Origin of the sequence: Streptomyces sp. NPDC059452 (assembly GCF_042750035.1) — a bacterium.
Classification (GTDB): Bacteria; Actinomycetota; Actinomycetes; order Streptomycetales; family Streptomycetaceae; genus Streptomyces.
In genome coordinates this window covers 280,538-296,553 of the sequence record NZ_JBHYVE010000006.1, presented here as the reverse complement: position 1 = coordinate 296,553, position 16,016 = coordinate 280,538, and the positions used below count along the sequence as shown (strand labels likewise).

Below are 16,016 nucleotides of genomic sequence, written 5' to 3'. Positions count from 1 at the left end.
TATACTCTTGGGTGGTCGTGGCCTGCTTCTTTTTTTTAAACGAGCCCGGACCTGGGCGGTGTGGGGGACCCCGGGGCCGGGCGCCCGGGGGCGGCGCGCGGCCCGGCGACTGCGAGTCATATGCGAATGGTGATCATCTCTTTCGTACGACGACGAAGTCCGCGAGCGCGGTGAGCTGCGCCCGTACCTGGTGCGGCATGTCGACACCGTGCAGCGCCTCGATGGCGACCGCATGCTGGCGACGGGCTTCCTGGGCGGTCCACTCGCGGCCGCCCGCCTCCTCGATGAGCGCCGCGCGGGCGGCGAACTCCTCTTCGGAGAAGCTGTCGAAGTCACTGCTCTTGGCGTCGGCCGCGAGCAGTTCGCCCAGCCGCTCGGAGGCCGGGCCGCCCGCGGCGAGCGCGGCGACGACCGGGAGGGACTTCTTGCGCTGGCGCAGATCGCTCCAGGTCTGCTTGCCGGTGGCCTCCGGGTCGCCCCAGATGCCGAGCAGGTCGTCGACGGCCTGGAAGGCGAGGCCGAGGTGGTAGCCGTACGTCTCCAAGGTGTCGGCGGTGCGGTCGTCGGCGCCGCCGAGCACCGCGCCGATGGAGACCGCGCAGGCCAGCAGGGCGCCGGTCTTGTTGCCCTCCATCTCCAGGCACTCCTCGACGGTGACCCGCTCGCGGTGCTCGTAGGAGATGTCCTGGGCCTGCCCGTCGATGAGCTTGCGGGTCGCGGTGGTCAGCCTGCGGGCCGCACGGCCCGCCTCGACCGTGCCGAGCTCCAGCAGGAGGTCGTAGGCGAGGGCGAAGAGCGCGTCGCCGACCAGGATCGCCTGGGCGGGGCCGTGGACCTTCCACACGGTGTCGCGGTGGCGGCGCTGCTCGTCGCCGTCCATCAGGTCGTCGTGCAGCAGCGAGAAGTTGTGCACGAGTTCGACGGCCACGGCGCCGGGGACGCCCGCTTCGGCGGGGGCGCCCGCGGCCTCGGCCGAGAGCAGGGCGAGCGCGGGGCGCACGGCCTTGCCGCCGTCGCCGTCCGAGGGCCGCCCCTCGGCGTCGATCCAGCCGAAGTGGTAGGCCGCGACGGTGTCCATGGGCGGCGCCAGCCGGTCCACGGCAGCCCGCAGCACCGGCGCTGACAGGACTCGTCCGCGCTCCAGAAGCGCGGTGACGTCCGTGGTCTGGTCCACGGTGTCGGAAGCCGGATTCGCCGGGGTCACTGACTCTCCTCTTGTTCCGGTGGTACTGCTCATGCCGCCTCCTGCAGCGGATGTCCATGGGGGCGGCCGAGGTCCTGGAGGGCGGCGTCGGCGGCGTGGAAGCCGCTGCGCACGGCGCCCTCCATGGTCGCGGGCCAGCCGGTGGCGGTCCAGGCGCCCGACAGGTGGAGTCCGGGCAGCCGGGTGCGGGGGCCGGGGCGCAGCGGGCCGACGCCCGGGGCGGGCGCGAAGGTGGCGGTGCGCTCGCGGGTGACGAAGAAGTCCCGGATGCCCGCGCCCCGGGCGGCGGGCAGGAGCCGCTCCAGCTCGGGCAGATAGCGGGTCCGCAGCTCGGCGACGGGCAGGTCGATCTCGTCCTGGGCGGCGGACTGGGAGACCGCGAGATACTGCCCGGGGCCCTTCAGCCCCGAGGAGTGCGTACGGTCGAAGACCCACTGGACCGGGGAGCCGATCGCCGCGAAGAACGGGCGGCGCAGCACCTTGCGGTCGTAGATCACGTGCACGTTGAGGATGGGCGCGTTGTCGATGTCCAGGAGCAGGTCCGGCTCGTCCAGGGCACCGGCCGGCAGCAGATCGTGGGTCTCGTGCTGCGGGACGGCCAGCACGACGGTGTCGGCGGTGATCCGCTCCCCCACCGTCTCGACGCTCCAGCGGCCGTCCTCGGTGCGGGTCAGGGAGGACACTTTGGCGCGCAGCTCGGTGCGGACGCCCGCGGTGTCCAGGGCCTTGCGGGCCAGAGTGTCGTGCAGCTCGCCGAGGGGGACGGTGGCCCAGCCGATGTCGGCGGCGCCGGGGTCGGAGAGCAGGCCGGTCTTGAAGACCTTGGCGGCCAGCGCCATGGAGGCGTTCGGCGCGGTGGCGTTGAGGGTGGCGACGCCGACGAGATCCCAGAGGGCCTCGATGGTGCGCTCGGACTGGCCGTGCCGCTTCAGCCAGGTGGCGAAGTCGATGCGGTCCAGCGCCGGGTCGGCGGGGTCGAGGCGCCCCAGCGCGAGGGCGGCGCGGCCGACGCCCGCCTTCTCGGCGAGGGAGAGGTGCGGATAGGCCGCGAGCCCCCCGGCGAGGTGCAGCGGTACGGGCAGGCCGGTGCGCCGCAGCCGTCCCAGGCGGGGTCCGGTTTCCCGGCCGACGTCCAGCACGGGGACGTCCAGGCGGTCCTGGAGGGGGGCCAGGTGAGCGCCGTCGACGCGGTCGAGGAACCAGCGGTAGCCGGTGCAGCAGCGGAGGTAGACGTGCTGGCCGTTGTCGACGGTGAGGTCGCCGCGCTGGAAGGAGAAGGCGAGGCCGCCGAGGCGGGGCCGCCCTTCCAGCAGGGTCACGTCGAGCCCGGAGTCGGCGAGGCGGAGGGCCGCCGTGACACCGGCGAGTCCTCCTCCGACGACGACCGCGACGGGGCGCGGGGTCTCCTCGCTCATGCCTGCCCCTCTCGGCGGGTCGTCACCGGTCGCCGGGGCGCCCCGGAAGAAATCGTCGCAGTGGTGGACGCGTCGGGCCACCGGAGGGTTGACCGGGCGGCGGCCGGGCCGGAGCGCATCAGGCCCTCCCCCGGGCGGTCAGCCGCGAGACATGGCGGGCGTCAAGGCCGGAGAGGCCGCGCACCGCGACGTACGCCTTCTCGTGGCCGGGCAGCGAGACCCGGCCGCGCAGCACGGCCTCCGGGTCGCGCTCGATCCGGTCCAGGAGGCGGCGGTAGATCCCGGCCATGGCGGCGACGCAGGCGCCGCTCCGGCGGTCCAGCATCGGCAGCAGGCGGTACCCCTCGGCGAACAGGGCGCGGGCCCGGCGCACCTCGAAGTGGACGAGCCCCGCGAAGTCGGAGCCGGGCGGCGGCGTGGTCCGGTGGAATCCGGCGGAGCAGCCGAACTTGGCCAGGTCCTCCGCCGGGAGGTAGGTGCGGCCGTTGGCGGCGTCCTCGCGGACGTCGCGGAGGATGTTGGTGAGCTGGAGGGCGAGGCCGAGGGTGTCGGCGTACTCGGCGGCCCGCTCGGCGCCGGGTGCGCCCGGTTCCGTACCGAAGACACCGAGGCTGAGGCGTCCGATGGCGCCCGCGACACAGCGGCAGTAGGTCTTCAGGTCGTCCCAGGTCTCGTACGTGGCGCCCCGGACGTCCATCAGGACGCCGTCGATCAGCTCATCGAGTCCGTCGAGCGGCAGCGGGAAGCGGCGGGCGGCGTCGGCGAGGGCGACGGCCACCGGGTCGGTGTCGTCCTCCTCGACCTTGCCGTGCCGGACCCGGTCGAGCAGCTCGCGGGTGCTCTCCAGCCGGGTCCGCTTGGTCACCGGGTCCAGCTCGCCGTCGCCGATGTCGTCGACCCGACGGGAGAAGGCGTACAGCGCCGACATGGCCTGCCGCTTCTCGTACGGCAGCAGCCTGATGCCGTAGGCGAAGTTACGGGCCTGCTGTCCGGTGACGGCCTCGCAGTAACTGTATGCGGCCTGTACCGGCGGCGACATGGACGTCGTCTGTCCCTCCACGGTCCGGCTCACCTCTCTCTACGCGCTCTTCGCAGGACGACTGCGGCTTCGCGCAGCATGCTCGGCTTGGTGGGCTTGGGCGGCCCCGGCAGTACGTCGAACCCGGCGGCCGAGATCGCCGTGAGGGCGGAGCGCCCGCCGCCGACGAATCCGGCGAGCAGGATCTTGAGTCTGCCGTTGACGCTACCCACGAGGGGGGCGCCTTCATTCAGCAGCTCGCTCGCGCGTTCGGCCTCGTAGGCGATCAGGGCACGGACCGAGGCGCCCGCGGACGGTACGGCCAGGTCGGCCTCGGTGACCCGGAAGCGGTCCAGGTCCTCGGCGGGCAGATAGATCCGGTCGCGCCCGAGGTCCTCGGTCACGTCCTGGAGGTGCTCGACGATCTGGAGCGCGGTGCAGACCGCGTCGGAGCGGCGTACGCGTTCGGGGCTGGTGGTGCCGGTGAGGGCGAGGACCAGGCGGCCGACCGGGTTGGCGGAGAGCTCGCAGTAGGCGGCGAGCTCCTCGTAGGTGGCGTAGCGGCGGACCTTCTGGTCCTGCCGGTTGGCCTCGATCAGGCCGAGGAAGGGTTCGGGGGTGAGCGCGCGGCGCCGCACGGTGGGGCGCAGGGCGCGCAGCAGGGGGTGACGGGGCTCCTGGCCGGTGGTGGCGAAGACCCGGTGCAGGTCCGCCTCGAACGCGTCGAGCATGGCGAGCCGGTCGTCGCTCTGCTCCGGCTCCAGGCCCAGGTGGCGGGCGTCGGCACCGCCGGGGGCGAGGTCGCCGTCGCCGATGTCGTCGACGAGCCGGGCGTAGCCGTAGACCGCCATCAGGTCGTCGCGCCAGGCGCGGGGCAGGAAGAAGGGGGCCACGGGGAAGTTCTCGTCCGCGGCCTTGCCGAGGGTGGCGTCACCGGTGCGCGCCTGTGGGGTGGTGGTCACTGCGGACCGCCCGGCGCGGGGACGGCGAAACCACGTCGGAGCTGGAGATTTTCCGTCATTGCCGTCACATCTCCCGTTCTACACTGCTGACCCAAAACATCCCTTTTCGGACACGCCGCTCGTTCTTCCGAGTGCACTGCGGCACAGCGGGCGGTGCGCCGGGGACGTATCGCCCCACTTGCCATGAATCAGCACCGCTACAGCTTACGTTGTACAGCTCACAGGGGTACGGCGGGGTGGAGTACCCGCGGGGCCGGAACCGGACCGCCTGCCAACCTTCCCCGTACGCCGGTGGATTGACGTCATCCGCCGGGAGGAGATCGCCCCCCGAGGCGTACTGCGGGTGGTCTGCGGCGCCCGGCCCGCCGCCCCCGCACACCGCAGTGGCCTCCGCCGGACCGGTTCCGGCGGAGGCCACGGATGGCTGGGAAACTACTTGCCCGTCTCGCGCTCGTACGCCTTGAGGACTTCCTCGGTGGGGCCGTCCATCAGGAGTTCGCCCTTCTCCAGCCAGAGCGCCCGGTCGCAGGTGTCCCGGATCGACTTGTTGTTGTGGCTGACCAGGAAGACGGTGCCCGCCTCCTTGCGGAGCTCACGGATCCGCGCCTCCGAGCGGACCCGGAACTTCCGGTCTCCGGTGGCGAGCGCCTCGTCGATCATGAGGACGTCGTGGTTCTTGGCGGCGGCGATGGAGAACCGCAGGCGGGCAGCCATGCCGGAGGAGTACGTCCGCATCGGCAGGGTGATGAAGTCGCCCTTCTCGTTGATCCCGGAGAACTCCACGATCTCGCGGTAGCGCTCGCGGACCTCCTCGCGGCTCATGCCCATGGCCAGACCGCCCAGCACCACGTTGCGCTCGCCGGTCAGATCGCTCATCAGCGCCGCATTCACCCCGAGCAGCGAGGGCTGGCCGTCGGTGTAGACATGGCCGGACTCGGTGGGCAGCAGGCCCGCGATGGCCCGCAGCAGCGTCGACTTGCCGGAGCCGTTGCTGCCGATGAGGCCGATGGCCTCGCCCCGGTAGGCGGTGAAGGAGACACCGCGCACGGCGTGCACGGTCCTGACCCCGCGCGGCTCGCCCTTGGAGCGGCGCATCATGCGGCTGAGCGCCGCCGTGGCGCTGCCCCGGCCGCCGCCGGTGCCGTTGACCCGGTAGACGATGTGGACATCGTCCGCGATGACCGTGGGAATCCGTCCCTGCGTGTTGTCCTCAGCCACGGCCGTACCGTTCCTCTGCCTTCCAGAAGTACACGAAGCCCACGACGCCCAGCAGCACGGCCCAGCCGAGGCCCACGGCCCAGACGTGGTCCGGCAGGTTCTCGGAGCCGTACCCGTCGATCAGGGCGAAGCGGACGAGGTCCATGTAGACGGCCGCCGGGTTGTACTGGAGCACGTCGGCGATCCAGGCCGGCTTGTCCGCGAGCATCACCGGGATGGAGAACATGACGCCCGAGGCGTACATCCAGGTCCGCGTGACGAACGGCATCAGCTGGGCGAGGTCGGGGGTCTTGGAGCCGAGCCGGGCCATGATGAGGGCGAGGCCGGTGTTGAAGAAGAACTGGAGGATCAGGGCGGGGATCACCAGGAGCCAGGACAGCGAGGGGTAGCTGCCGAAGATCATGACGACCGAGAGCAGCACGATCATCGAGAACATCAGCTGCTGGAGCTGCTGGATCGCGAAGGAGATGGGGAGCGAGGCCCGGGGGAAGTGCAGGGCCCGGACCAGTCCGAGGTTGCCGGAGATCGACCGGACACCCGCCATCACCGAGCTCTGGGTGAAGGTGAAGACGAAGACGCCGGTGACCAGGAACGGCACGAAGACGTCCTCGGGGATCCCCTTCCTGGTCCCCAGGATGAGTCCGAAGATCAGGTAATAGACAGCGGCGTTCAGGAGAGGGGTGACCACCTGCCACAGCTGGCCCAGTTTGGCCTGGCTGTACTGTGCGGTCAGCTTCGCCCGGGAGAAGGCCAGGATGAAGTGGCGCCGGCCCCAGAGCTGTCTCATGTAGGCGAAGAGCCCCGGCCGGGCGCCGCTCACGGTCAGGCCGTACTTGGCGGCCAGCTGGGCCGCGCCGAGGCCTTCGTCGGCGGACGGCGGGGTCCCGAGGGCTACCCCACCGTCGTGGGTCGTGTCACTCACAAGTTGAAACTCTCGTCTTCACGCGCAGCCAGTCGCGGGCGCGGCTCAGGCGGACAGGTTCCGGAAAGAAAATACGCCTCATGCTCTCAGAGGAAAGCCTCTCAGATGACCGGAGGGCGGCCCAGCCTCGTCAGCCGCCACACCGTACGCCACTTCATCGGGCGGCGAGGTCCGCAGGGCGTCGCCCAGCCTTCCCGGAAACCGCCGAACCATGCCTTCAGCGCGGGCCGTGACGGGCGTCTGACCAGGGTCAGCAGCAGCCAGACCGCGAGATAGAGGGGTACCAGCGGGGCGGGCAGGTTACGGCGGGCCAGCCAGACCCGGTTGCGGGCCACCATGCGGTGGTAGACCGCGTGCCGGGAGGGAGCGGTGGTGGGGTGGTTCAGCACCATGTCCGCCCGGTAGTCGATCATCCAGCCCGCGTCCAGCGCCCGCCAGGCCAGGTCCGTCTCCTCGTGGGCGTAGAAGAACTCCTCCGGCAGCGGGCCGACCTCGGCGAGGACCTTGGTCCGTACGGCGTTGGCGCCGCCCAGGAAGGTCGTCACGCGCGAGGAGCGCATCGGGTCGGCCGCCCGGAGCCGGGGCACATGGCGGCGCTGGGTGGCACCCGTCTCCGGATCGGCGATCCGGAAGGTGATGATGCCGAGCCTCGGGTCCGCCCCGAACGCCTGCCGGCAGAGCTCGGCGGTGTCCCGTCCGGGGAGCAGCCCGTCGTCGTCCAGGAAGAGCAGGGCGTCCACCTCGGCGCCGGACGGGCCGAACGCCTCGATGCCGACGTTGCGGCCGCCGGGGATGCCCAGGTTCTCGGGCAGCTCCACGGTCCGCACCCCGGCCGGGAGGTCCGGGACCGGGGCCCCGTTGCCGACCACCACGACCTCGATGCGGTCACCGTCCTGCGCGGTGACCGAATCGAGGAGGGCGCGGAGCTCGTCGGGGCGGTTGCCCATGGTGATGATCACCGCGCCCAGTTTCATGGCAGAGGTCACTTCAGCCTGCTGGACGCCAGGACGGACACCAGGTGCAGCAGGGTCTGGAGCAGCGCGATGCCGGCCAGGACGGCCGTGGCGAGGCGGGTGTAGAAGAGGTCGCCGCCGATCGTGTCGACGATCGCCACCAGCAGGATCAGCAGCGAGGCCTCGATCCCGAGGATCAGCCGGTGGAACTTGAGCGCCCCGGCCGCCCGGCGGGCCAGCGCCATGCCGGAGGAGCGCGGCTCGGAGGCCGCCTCCTTGACCGGGGGCAGCCCGCCCTGGTGGCGGGCCACGCCGACCAGGTCGGTCTCGGCCTTGATCAGGATCGCGCCGAGGGCGGCGAGGGTCCCGAGGAACGCCCAGAGCCAGTCGGTGCGGCCCTCGCCCCAGATGTCGGCGGCGCGCAGACCGAGCCCGACGAGGACCGCCGCGTCGCAGAAGTAGGCGGCGACCCGGTCCAGGTAGATCCCGCTGAGCGAGTACTGCTTCTTCCAGCGGGCCAGCTCGCCGTCCACGCAGTCGAAGAGCAGGTAGAGCTGGACCATCAGCACGCCGAGCAGGGCGCCCCAGATACCCGGCACCAGGAGGGCCGGGGCGGCCAGGACGGCGGCCAGCGTCATCACGTACGTGACCTGGTTCGGCGTGATGCGGGTGTTCACCAGGTAGCGGTCCACGCGGAGGGAGACCTCCCGCATGTACATGCGCCCGGCCCAGTGCTCGCCGCTGCGCCGGTCCTTCACCCCCGGGGGGTGCACGACCGGACGGAGTTCAGCTACTGATGGTCGTCGCATAGTCGTCGTACGCGTCCCTGATCTGGTCGATGGACAGGTTGAGGTGCTCCAGGACCGTGAAGCGTCCCGGGCGCGTCTGCGGCGCGTAGTCGACAGCCTTGACGAACTCGTCGACGCTGAACCCGATCTCCTGGGGCAGGACCGGCAGACCGTGGCGGCGCAGTATCGATGCCATCAGGAGGGACTCCTGCCGGGCACCGCGCAGGTGCATGGCGAAGCAGGCGCCGAGGCCGACCTGCTCGCCGTGGCTGGCCGCGCGCTGGGGGTACAGCAGGTCGAAGGCGTGGTTGATCTCGTGGCAGGCACCGGACGCCGGGCGCGAGTCGCCCGCGACCGACATCGAGATGCCGGTGAGCACGAGCCCCTCGGCCAGCACCTTCAGGAAGGCGTCGTCGCCGACCCCGCCGGGGTGGCGCAGCACGGCCTCACCGGCCTGCCGGGCCATCGCGGCGGCCAGTCCGTCGATCTCCTCGCCGTTGACCTCGTGGGCCAGCTCCCAGTCGGCGACGCAGGAGATGTTCGAGATCGCGTCGCCGATGCCGGAGCGGACGTAGCGGGCGGGCGCCTCACGGATCACGTCGAGGTCGATGACCACGGCGATCGGGGTGGGGACCCCGTAGGAGCCGCGCCCGTTGTCGTTGTCCAGGGTGGCGACCGGGGAGCAGAGGCCGTCGTGCGAGAGGTTCGTCGCGACGGCGGCCATCGGCAGCCCGACCCGCGCCGCGGCGTACTTCGCCACGTCGATGATCTTGCCGCCGCCGAGGCCCACCACCGCGTCGTACCGGTTGCCCTTGATGCCGTCGGCGAGCTTCACCGCGGAGTCGATCGTGCCGTCGGAGACCGGATACCAGTCGGCACCCGGCAGGACCGGGGCGAGCCTTTCCTTGAGGGCGCGCCCGGATCCGTCACTGATCGCGATGGCGAGCTTGCCCGAGGAGGAGATCCGCTGATCGGCCAGGAGACCCGCCAGATCGTCCATGGCGCCGCGCCGGATGTCGACGACGACCGGGGACGGAATGAGCCGGGTCAGTACTGGCACGCGATCTCACGGCCCTTCTTGAGGTCGTCGTGGTTGTCGATCTCGACCCAGGTCACGGTGCCGATGGGGGCCACGTCGACGGTGAAGCCGCGGTTGACGAGCTCCTGGTAGCCGTCCTCGTAGTAGAGGTCGGGGTCGCGCTCGAAGGTGGTCCTGAGCGCGTCCGCGAGCTCCTCGGCAGCCTCGGCCTCGATGAGGGTGACGCCGATGTACTCACCGGTCGCGGTGGCCGGGTCCATCAGCTTGGTGATGCGCTGGACGCCCTTGCCCTCCTCGGTGATGACCTTCATCTCCTCGTCGGCGAGGCTCTTCTCGGTGTCCAGGGCGAGGATGATCTTCTGGCCCTTGCCGCGGGCTTCCAGGAGGGTCTTCTCGACGGAGACCGGGTGCACGGTGTCGCCGTTGGCGAGGATCACACCGCGCTTGATGACGTCACGGGCGCACCACAGGGAGTAGGCGTTGTTCCACTCCTCGGCCTTGTCGTTGTCGATGAGCGTGAGGGTGAGGCCGTACGTCGCCTCCAGCTCGGCCTTGCGCGCATAGACGGCTTCCTTGCGGTAGCCGACGACGATCGCGACCTCGGTGAGCCCGACCGCCGCGAAGTTGGCCAGCGTGAGGTCGAGGACCGTCTTGTCGCCGTCGACAGGGACGAGCGCCTTGGGGAGCGTGTCCGTGTAGGGGCGCAGACGTCGTCCTGCACCGGCTGCCAGTACGAGGCCGATCATGCGAGTTCTCCTTCGTCGTGTACGGCGGGGGCCGAGGAGGACACCCAGAAGCGGATGGACTCCACGAGCACCACCAGAGCCACGGCCACCGCGAGGGCGGTGAGAGCCGTGGTGAAACCTGAGGCGTGGGTGAGTACGGCGGCGAGGACGGCCACCAGCGCGGTACGGCCCTCGTGTCCACCGATCGTCCGCACCAGCCACTGGGGCGGCGCGCCGGTGCCTCCGCGGATGCGGTACACCGTGTCGTAGTGATGGTAGGCGACGGCCGAAACGAGCCCGAAGGCCGCCGGAACGGCATGCGGTACGTCGCTGCGGGCGGCCAGCACGAGGATCGTGACGTACTCCGCGGCCCGGAAGAACGGCGGCACCAGCCAGTCGAGGGCGCCCTTGAGCGGGCGGGCGACGGCGAGGCCGGAGAGGACCACGTACACCGCCGCGGCGGCGACGGTGAGCGGGCTGCCGTACGGGAGGAGGAGCGCGGCGCCGATCATCACGAGGGCCCCGAGCAGGGCCACGGCCGGGGCCGTGAACGCGCCCCGGAGTCCGGGGGCGAGGGCGGCGACGCCCTGGGCGAGGGGGCCGGAGTCGGCGAGGTCCGCGAGGGCCTGGGCGGCGCGGTCGGTGCGGCTGGCCCTGCGGGTCAGCGAGCGCAGGAGGCGGCCCGCGGTGGTGTAGCAGGCGGCCAGGGCGCAGCCGACGAGCAGGGCGTAAAAAACGATCCGGGGTGTGGTGAAGGCGGTGAGCACCGCGATCATGGCCCAGCGCTCACCGATCGGCAGCACGATCATCCGGCGCGCCCAGACCGTCCAGCCGACGCTGTCGAGCTTGTCGGAGAGGGCGGCGGTGGGGCTGGTGTTGGCGACCGCGTCGTGGTTGGCCTCGTTGAACGAGAAGTCCACGACATGGCGGCAGGCCTGGAGGACCATCGCGCCGAGCGCCAGCACCCAGACGTCATCGCCGCCGCGTACGGCACCGATGGCGAGCCCGGCGTAGTACGCGTACTCCTTGGCCCGGTCGAAGGTGGCGTCCAGCCAGGCGCCCATCGTGGAGTACTGGAGCGAGTAGCGGGCGAGCTGCCCGTCGGTGCAGTCCAGCACGAAGGAGACCAGGAGCAGGATGCCGGCGGCGATGTAGCCGCCCCGGGTCCCGGTGGCCGCGCTGCCCGCCGCGATGAGCGCGGTGATCAGCGATGCGGTGGTGACCTGGTTGGGGGTGAGGCCCCGGCGGGCGCACCAGCGGGCGATGTAGCGGGAGTAGGGGCTGATGGCGAAGGTGGTGAAGAAGCCGTCGTGGGCCTTGACCGCGCCGCGCAGCCGTACCGCCTCGTCGTCGACCGAGGCGAGCCGGGCCGCGGCGGCGGCCTCCTGCTCGGGGCCGGTCGGCACGGCCGCGACGAGCGAACCGAGGGCGGGGCGCTGTACGGCGACGCCCTCGGCCTCCAGCGCGACGGCGATGCGGCCGGGGACGGTGCGGTCCTCGGGCGCCGGGTCGGTGTCCGGGTCGACGACGGGGGCGCCCGCGCCGACGGCGGCCGTGGTGCGGTGCAGGGCGCGCAGCAGGGCCCCGCGGGCCTCGGGCCGGGCGGTGAGCGCACCGGGGACGGTGGCGGCGGCGAAGCGCGGGTCGGTCAGTGCGAGCCGCAGTGCGTGGCGGTGGCCCACGAAGCGCGGGTCGACGAGCGCGACCCGGCGGCCCGCCGGGGCGGCGGCGAGGAGTGCTGCGGCGTCACCGGCGTCGACGGCGCTCTGTACGTCGAAGCCCAGGGACCGCAGGTCGTCCGCGAGCGACGACCCGGGTACCGGCGTACCGGTGAGGATGGCGGTCGACAGACGAACTCACTCCTTGGCACTGACGGTGGACGACACGCCGCAGCACGGCCACGAGGCGGGCCGGCGGTGTGTCGGCTGAGGCTATCGGATGAACGGAAGACCGAGTTCACCACCCGTTTGTGCGCTGTTCGGGTGGACCTGCTGGAGCCCGTGCCGTTCGCGATCATCATCATCGATCGGTGCCCCGGCCCACAAACCGCCGGTCGGGCCCATGGAGCTCGACGCATAGGCTGGCCGTCATGACATGGCTGATCACAGGCGGGGCGGGTTACATCGGGGCACACGTGGCGCGGGCCATGGCCGCGGCGGGAGAGCGGGTCGTGGTGCTCGACGACCTCTCCACAGGTGTCGTGGACCGGCTGCCGGACGCCGTCACGCTGGTGGAGGGCTCGGCCTCGGACCGGGCGCTGCTGGACCGGGTGCTGGCCGATCACGCGGTGAGCGGTGTGGTGCATCTCGCGGCGAAGAAGCAGGTCGGCGAGTCCGTGGAGCAGCCGCTGCTCTACTACCGGGAGAACGTCGCCGGGCTGACCGTGCTGCTGGAGGCCGTGGTCGCGGCGGGTGTGGGGCGCTTCGTCCTCTCGTCGTCGGCGGCCGTCTACGGCGTACCGGATGTGGACCTCATCACCGAGGAGACGCCCTGCCTGCCGATCAACCCGTACGGCGAGACCAAGCTCGCCGGGGAGTGGCTGGTGCGGGCGGCCGGGAAGGCGCACGGGATCTCGACCGCCTGTCTGCGGTACTTCAACGTGGCGGGCGCGGGCAAGCCCGAGCTCGCGGACACCGGGATCTTCAACATCGTCCCGATGGTCTTCGACCGGCTGACGCGCGGTGATGCGCCCCGGATCTTCGGCGACGACTACCCGACGCCCGATGGCACGTGCATCCGCGACTACATCCATGTCGCGGACCTGGCCGAGGCGCACCTCGCCGCCGCCCGGAAGCTGTCCGTGCGGGAGGGCGGCGATCTGACGCTGAACATCGGCCGGGGCGAGGGCGTCTCGGTACGGGAGCTGATCGACGTGATCCTGGAGGTGTCCGGGCACGCGGTGAAGCCGGTCGTGGAACCGCGCCGCGCCGGGGACGCGGCGAAGGCGGTGGCGTCGGACGCCCGGATGGTCCAGGAGCTGGGGTGGACCGCCCGCCGGGACGTCCGCTCGATGGTGGAGTCGGCCTGGGAAGGGTGGTGCCTGCGCCACCCGGAGGCCCGCGCCGACACCCGTAAATGATCACGTCAGCGCTCTGACCTGCGGAACGTTTCCGCAGGTCAGAGCACATGACAACGGTGTTCAGTCCCGTGTTGCCCCATACCCCCCACCCGTAGTTCACTGGTCGGCGTCGGGCGGTTCCGTCCGGCGCCGTCGAACGGACCTGGAGGCGTTTCACATGGGGGCTGGGCACGATCACGGGCACACGCACGGCGGTCCGCCTCCGACCGGCACGGCGGCCGCCGCGTACCGGGGCAGGCTGCGCGTCGCCCTGACCATCACACTGAGCGTGATGGTCATGGAGATCGTCGGTGGGGTGCTCTCCAACTCGCTGGCCCTGATCGCCGACGCCGCCCATATGGCCACCGACGCCCTGGGGCTCGGGATGGCGCTCCTGGCCATCCACTTCGCCAACCGTCCGGCCGGGCCGAACCGCACCTTCGGCTTCGCCCGGGCCGAGATCCTGGCGGCGCTCGCCAACTGCCTGCTGCTGCTGGGGGTCGGCGGCTATCTGATCTTCGAGGCGGTCGACCGGTTCATCACCCCGGCCGAGACCAAGGGCGGGCTCGCCATCGCGTTCGCCGCCGTCGGTCTGGTGGCCAATATCGTCTCCCTCTCTTTGCTGATGCGTGGGCAGAAGGAGAGCCTGAACGTGCGCGGCGCCTACCTGGAGGTGCTGGCCGACACCCTGGGCTCGGTCGCCGTGATCGTCTCGGCGGCCATCATCATGGCGACCGGCTGGCAGGCCGCCGACCCGATCGCCTCCCTGGTGATCGGCCTGATGATCGTCCCCCGGACCATCAAGCTGCTGCGGGAGACCCTGAACGTGCTCCTGGAGGCGGCGCCCAAGGGTGTGGACATGGCGGAGGTACGGGCCTACATCACGGCGCTGCCCGGTGTCCTGAGCGTCCACGACCTGCACGCCTGGACGATCACCTCGGGGATGCCGGTGCTCTCCGCGCATGTGGTGGTGCGCCAGGAGATGCTCGACTCGATAGGGCACGAGAAGGTGCTGCACGAACTGCAGGGCTGCCTCGGGGACCACTTCGACGTGGAGCACTGCACCTTCCAGCTGGAGCCGAGCGGTCACGCGGAGCACGAGGCGCACCTCTGCCACTGATCTGCCCCGAGGCGGGTGCGGCAGGGATGTTAGTGTGTTTTCGATGAGACGTTCCAGTCTCACGGTGAACGCCCCGGACGGACCGGGACCCTTTCGAGAGGAGCTGAGGTTGATGACGGTCGCGACGACGCCTTCCCGGCGCAGCAATCGTTCTTCCCTCATCTCCCGGGTTTCCGGCTAGGTCCGTTCTTCACTCTCTTTTCGGATCGGGTCGGAGCCCTCGCACCCAAGGGTTCCCACGTTGACCGACCACACCGACGATGCCTCGCGCACCGAGGCGTTCTTCACCCTGCACCACCGTCTTCCCCGGCAGAGCCCCGGCTCCGACGTCACCACGCGCCGGCTGCTCGCTCTGGCCGGTCCGCTCCCCGACCGTCCGCGCGTCCTCGACCTGGGCTGCGGTCCCGGCCGGGCCGCCCTGCTGCTCGCCGCCGAGGCGGGCGCCGAGGTGACCGCGGTCGACCTGCACCAGCCGTTCCTGGACGAGCTGCGCGAGGCGGCCGAGGCACGCGGCCTGGGCGACCGTATCCGTACGGTCCGCGCCGACATGGCCGACCTCACCGGTCCGGAGTTCCCCGTGGGCTCCTTCGACCTCGTCTGGGCCGAGGGCTCCGCGTACTGCATCGGCTTCGCCACCGCCGTACGGGAGTGGCAGCGGCTGCTCGCCCCGGGCGGCGCGATGGTGGTCTCCGAGTGCGTCTGGACCACCGACGCTCCCTCGGCCGGGGCGCGCGCGTTCTGGGACCGCAACGGCTCCCTGCGCACCCTGCCCGAGACCACCGCGGCGGCCGTCGCCGCGGGCTGCACGGTCCCGGCGGTACTGCTCCAGCCCGACAGCGACTGGGACGCGTACTACGTTCCGCTCGCCGAGCGGGTGGCGGCCGCCGACCCGACGGCTCCCGGCATGGAGTGGGCGCTCGCGGCCACCCGTGAGGAGCTGGCCGTACGGCGTGAGCACGGCGCGGAGTACGGCTACGCCGCGTACGTGCTGCGCCCGGCCGACCCCCGCTGGACCACCCGGCCGGAGACGGCGGCGGACCGGGAGGCCGTGCGCGCGGTCAACACGGCCGCGTTCCCGACCCCGGACGAGGCCGGCCTCGTGGACGCCCTGCGGGCCGACGCGGAGGCCTGGCTGCCGGAGCTGTCGTACGTCGCCGAGGCGCCGGACGGGTCCGTGGCGGCGTACGCGCTGCTGACCCGGTGCCGGGTCGGGGACGCCCCGGCGCTCGCGCTGGCCCCGGTGGCCACCTCGCCCGCATACCAGCGGCAGGGGGCCGGTCAGGCCGTGGTGCGGGCGGCGCTCGATGCGGCACGGGTGCGCGGGGAGGCGCTCGTGGTGGTGCTCGGTGATCCCGAGTACTACACGCGCTTCGGTTGCGTACCGGCCTCCCGTTACGGGATCCGGCCAGGTTTCGAGGTGCCGGACGAGGCGATGATGGCGCTGGTACTGGACGATTCCGTCCCGGTTCCGGCGGGCATGATCCGTTATCCGGCGGCCTTCGGGGTCTGACGGCCCGTCCGTCCCGTCGCGCTCGCCGGGCGCGGCGGGACGGACATGCCCGGACCCGAAGTGCGGACAAGCGGCTTTTGTACG

General features: G+C 71.6%; 14 protein-coding genes. 3 read left to right on the top strand and 11 right to left on the bottom strand.

Features of this window, described 5'->3' with window-relative positions:
* Positions 1-133 precede the first annotated feature (133 nt).
* The 11 genes from ACFW9Z_RS12015 to ACFW9Z_RS11965 form a co-directional block, all read right to left on the bottom strand.
* On the bottom strand, positions 134-1,237 hold the full coding sequence (locus ACFW9Z_RS12015) for a polyprenyl synthetase family protein (protein ID WP_384638220.1): 1,104 nt from the start codon (positions 1,235-1,237) through the stop codon (positions 134-136).
* Positions 1,234-2,619, bottom strand: coding sequence for a hydroxysqualene dehydroxylase HpnE (gene hpnE, locus ACFW9Z_RS12010; protein ID WP_384638217.1), 1,386 nt, complete (start codon positions 2,617-2,619; stop codon positions 1,234-1,236). Before hpnE ends, ACFW9Z_RS12015 begins: the two co-directional genes overlap by 4 nt.
* Positions 2,620-2,737: 118 nt before the next feature.
* Complete coding sequence (gene hpnD / locus ACFW9Z_RS12005) at positions 2,738-3,658, bottom strand: presqualene diphosphate synthase HpnD (RefSeq protein ID WP_384638214.1); 921 nt, start codon at positions 3,656-3,658, stop codon at positions 2,738-2,740.
* Between the two features lie 29 nt (positions 3,659-3,687).
* Entirely contained in the window at positions 3,688-4,599 is a 912-nt protein-coding gene (hpnC, locus tag ACFW9Z_RS12000) for a squalene synthase HpnC (RefSeq protein WP_384638211.1), read from the bottom strand.
* A gap of 432 nt (positions 4,600-5,031) precedes the next feature.
* Positions 5,032-5,817 carry an ABC transporter ATP-binding protein gene (locus ACFW9Z_RS11995; RefSeq protein ID WP_384638208.1) on the bottom strand — a complete coding sequence of 262 codons (786 nt, stop codon included), beginning with the start codon at positions 5,815-5,817 and terminating at the stop codon, positions 5,032-5,034.
* The gene (locus ACFW9Z_RS11990; protein WP_384638205.1) at positions 5,810-6,739 is read right to left on the bottom strand and encodes an ABC transporter permease; all 930 of its coding nucleotides are present in this window, start codon (positions 6,737-6,739) and stop codon (positions 5,810-5,812) included. Before ACFW9Z_RS11990 ends, ACFW9Z_RS11995 begins: the two co-directional genes overlap by 8 nt.
* A 101-nt stretch (positions 6,740-6,840) precedes the next feature.
* Positions 6,841-7,713, bottom strand: coding sequence for a glycosyltransferase family 2 protein (locus ACFW9Z_RS11985; protein ID WP_384638262.1), 873 nt, complete (start codon positions 7,711-7,713; stop codon positions 6,841-6,843).
* Between the two features lie 8 nt (positions 7,714-7,721).
* On the bottom strand, positions 7,722-8,501 hold the full coding sequence (locus ACFW9Z_RS11980; protein WP_384638202.1) for a CDP-alcohol phosphatidyltransferase family protein: 780 nt from the start codon (positions 8,499-8,501) through the stop codon (positions 7,722-7,724).
* Positions 8,479-9,540 (bottom strand): iron-containing alcohol dehydrogenase family protein, encoded by a 1,062-nt coding sequence (locus tag ACFW9Z_RS11975; protein WP_384638199.1) that lies wholly within the window; start codon positions 9,538-9,540, stop codon positions 8,479-8,481. Before ACFW9Z_RS11975 ends, ACFW9Z_RS11980 begins: the two co-directional genes overlap by 23 nt.
* Positions 9,528-10,265 carry a sugar phosphate nucleotidyltransferase gene (locus ACFW9Z_RS11970; protein ID WP_384638196.1) on the bottom strand — a complete coding sequence of 246 codons (738 nt, stop codon included), beginning with the start codon at positions 10,263-10,265 and terminating at the stop codon, positions 9,528-9,530. The genes ACFW9Z_RS11975 and ACFW9Z_RS11970 overlap by 13 nt, the downstream gene beginning before the upstream one ends.
* Complete coding sequence (locus ACFW9Z_RS11965) at positions 10,262-12,037, bottom strand: DUF5941 domain-containing protein (protein ID WP_384638259.1); 1,776 nt, start codon at positions 12,035-12,037, stop codon at positions 10,262-10,264. The genes ACFW9Z_RS11970 and ACFW9Z_RS11965 overlap by 4 nt, the downstream gene beginning before the upstream one ends.
* Positions 12,038-12,333: 296 nt before the next feature.
* On the opposite strand from ACFW9Z_RS11965, the gene galE reads away from it, so the two are divergent.
* From galE to ACFW9Z_RS11950, 3 genes are all read left to right on the top strand, one after another.
* Positions 12,334-13,323, top strand: a complete 990-nt coding sequence (galE, locus tag ACFW9Z_RS11960; protein WP_384638193.1) for a UDP-glucose 4-epimerase GalE — start codon at positions 12,334-12,336, stop codon at positions 13,321-13,323.
* A 157-nt stretch (positions 13,324-13,480) separates the two neighbouring features.
* Entirely contained in the window at positions 13,481-14,422 is a 942-nt protein-coding gene (locus ACFW9Z_RS11955; RefSeq protein ID WP_384638190.1) for a cation diffusion facilitator family transporter, read from the top strand.
* 241 nt (positions 14,423-14,663) lie between these two features.
* Positions 14,664-15,932, top strand: coding sequence for a GNAT family N-acetyltransferase (locus ACFW9Z_RS11950; protein ID WP_384638188.1), 1,269 nt, complete (start codon positions 14,664-14,666; stop codon positions 15,930-15,932).
* The last annotated feature ends 84 nt before the right edge of the window (positions 15,933-16,016 follow it).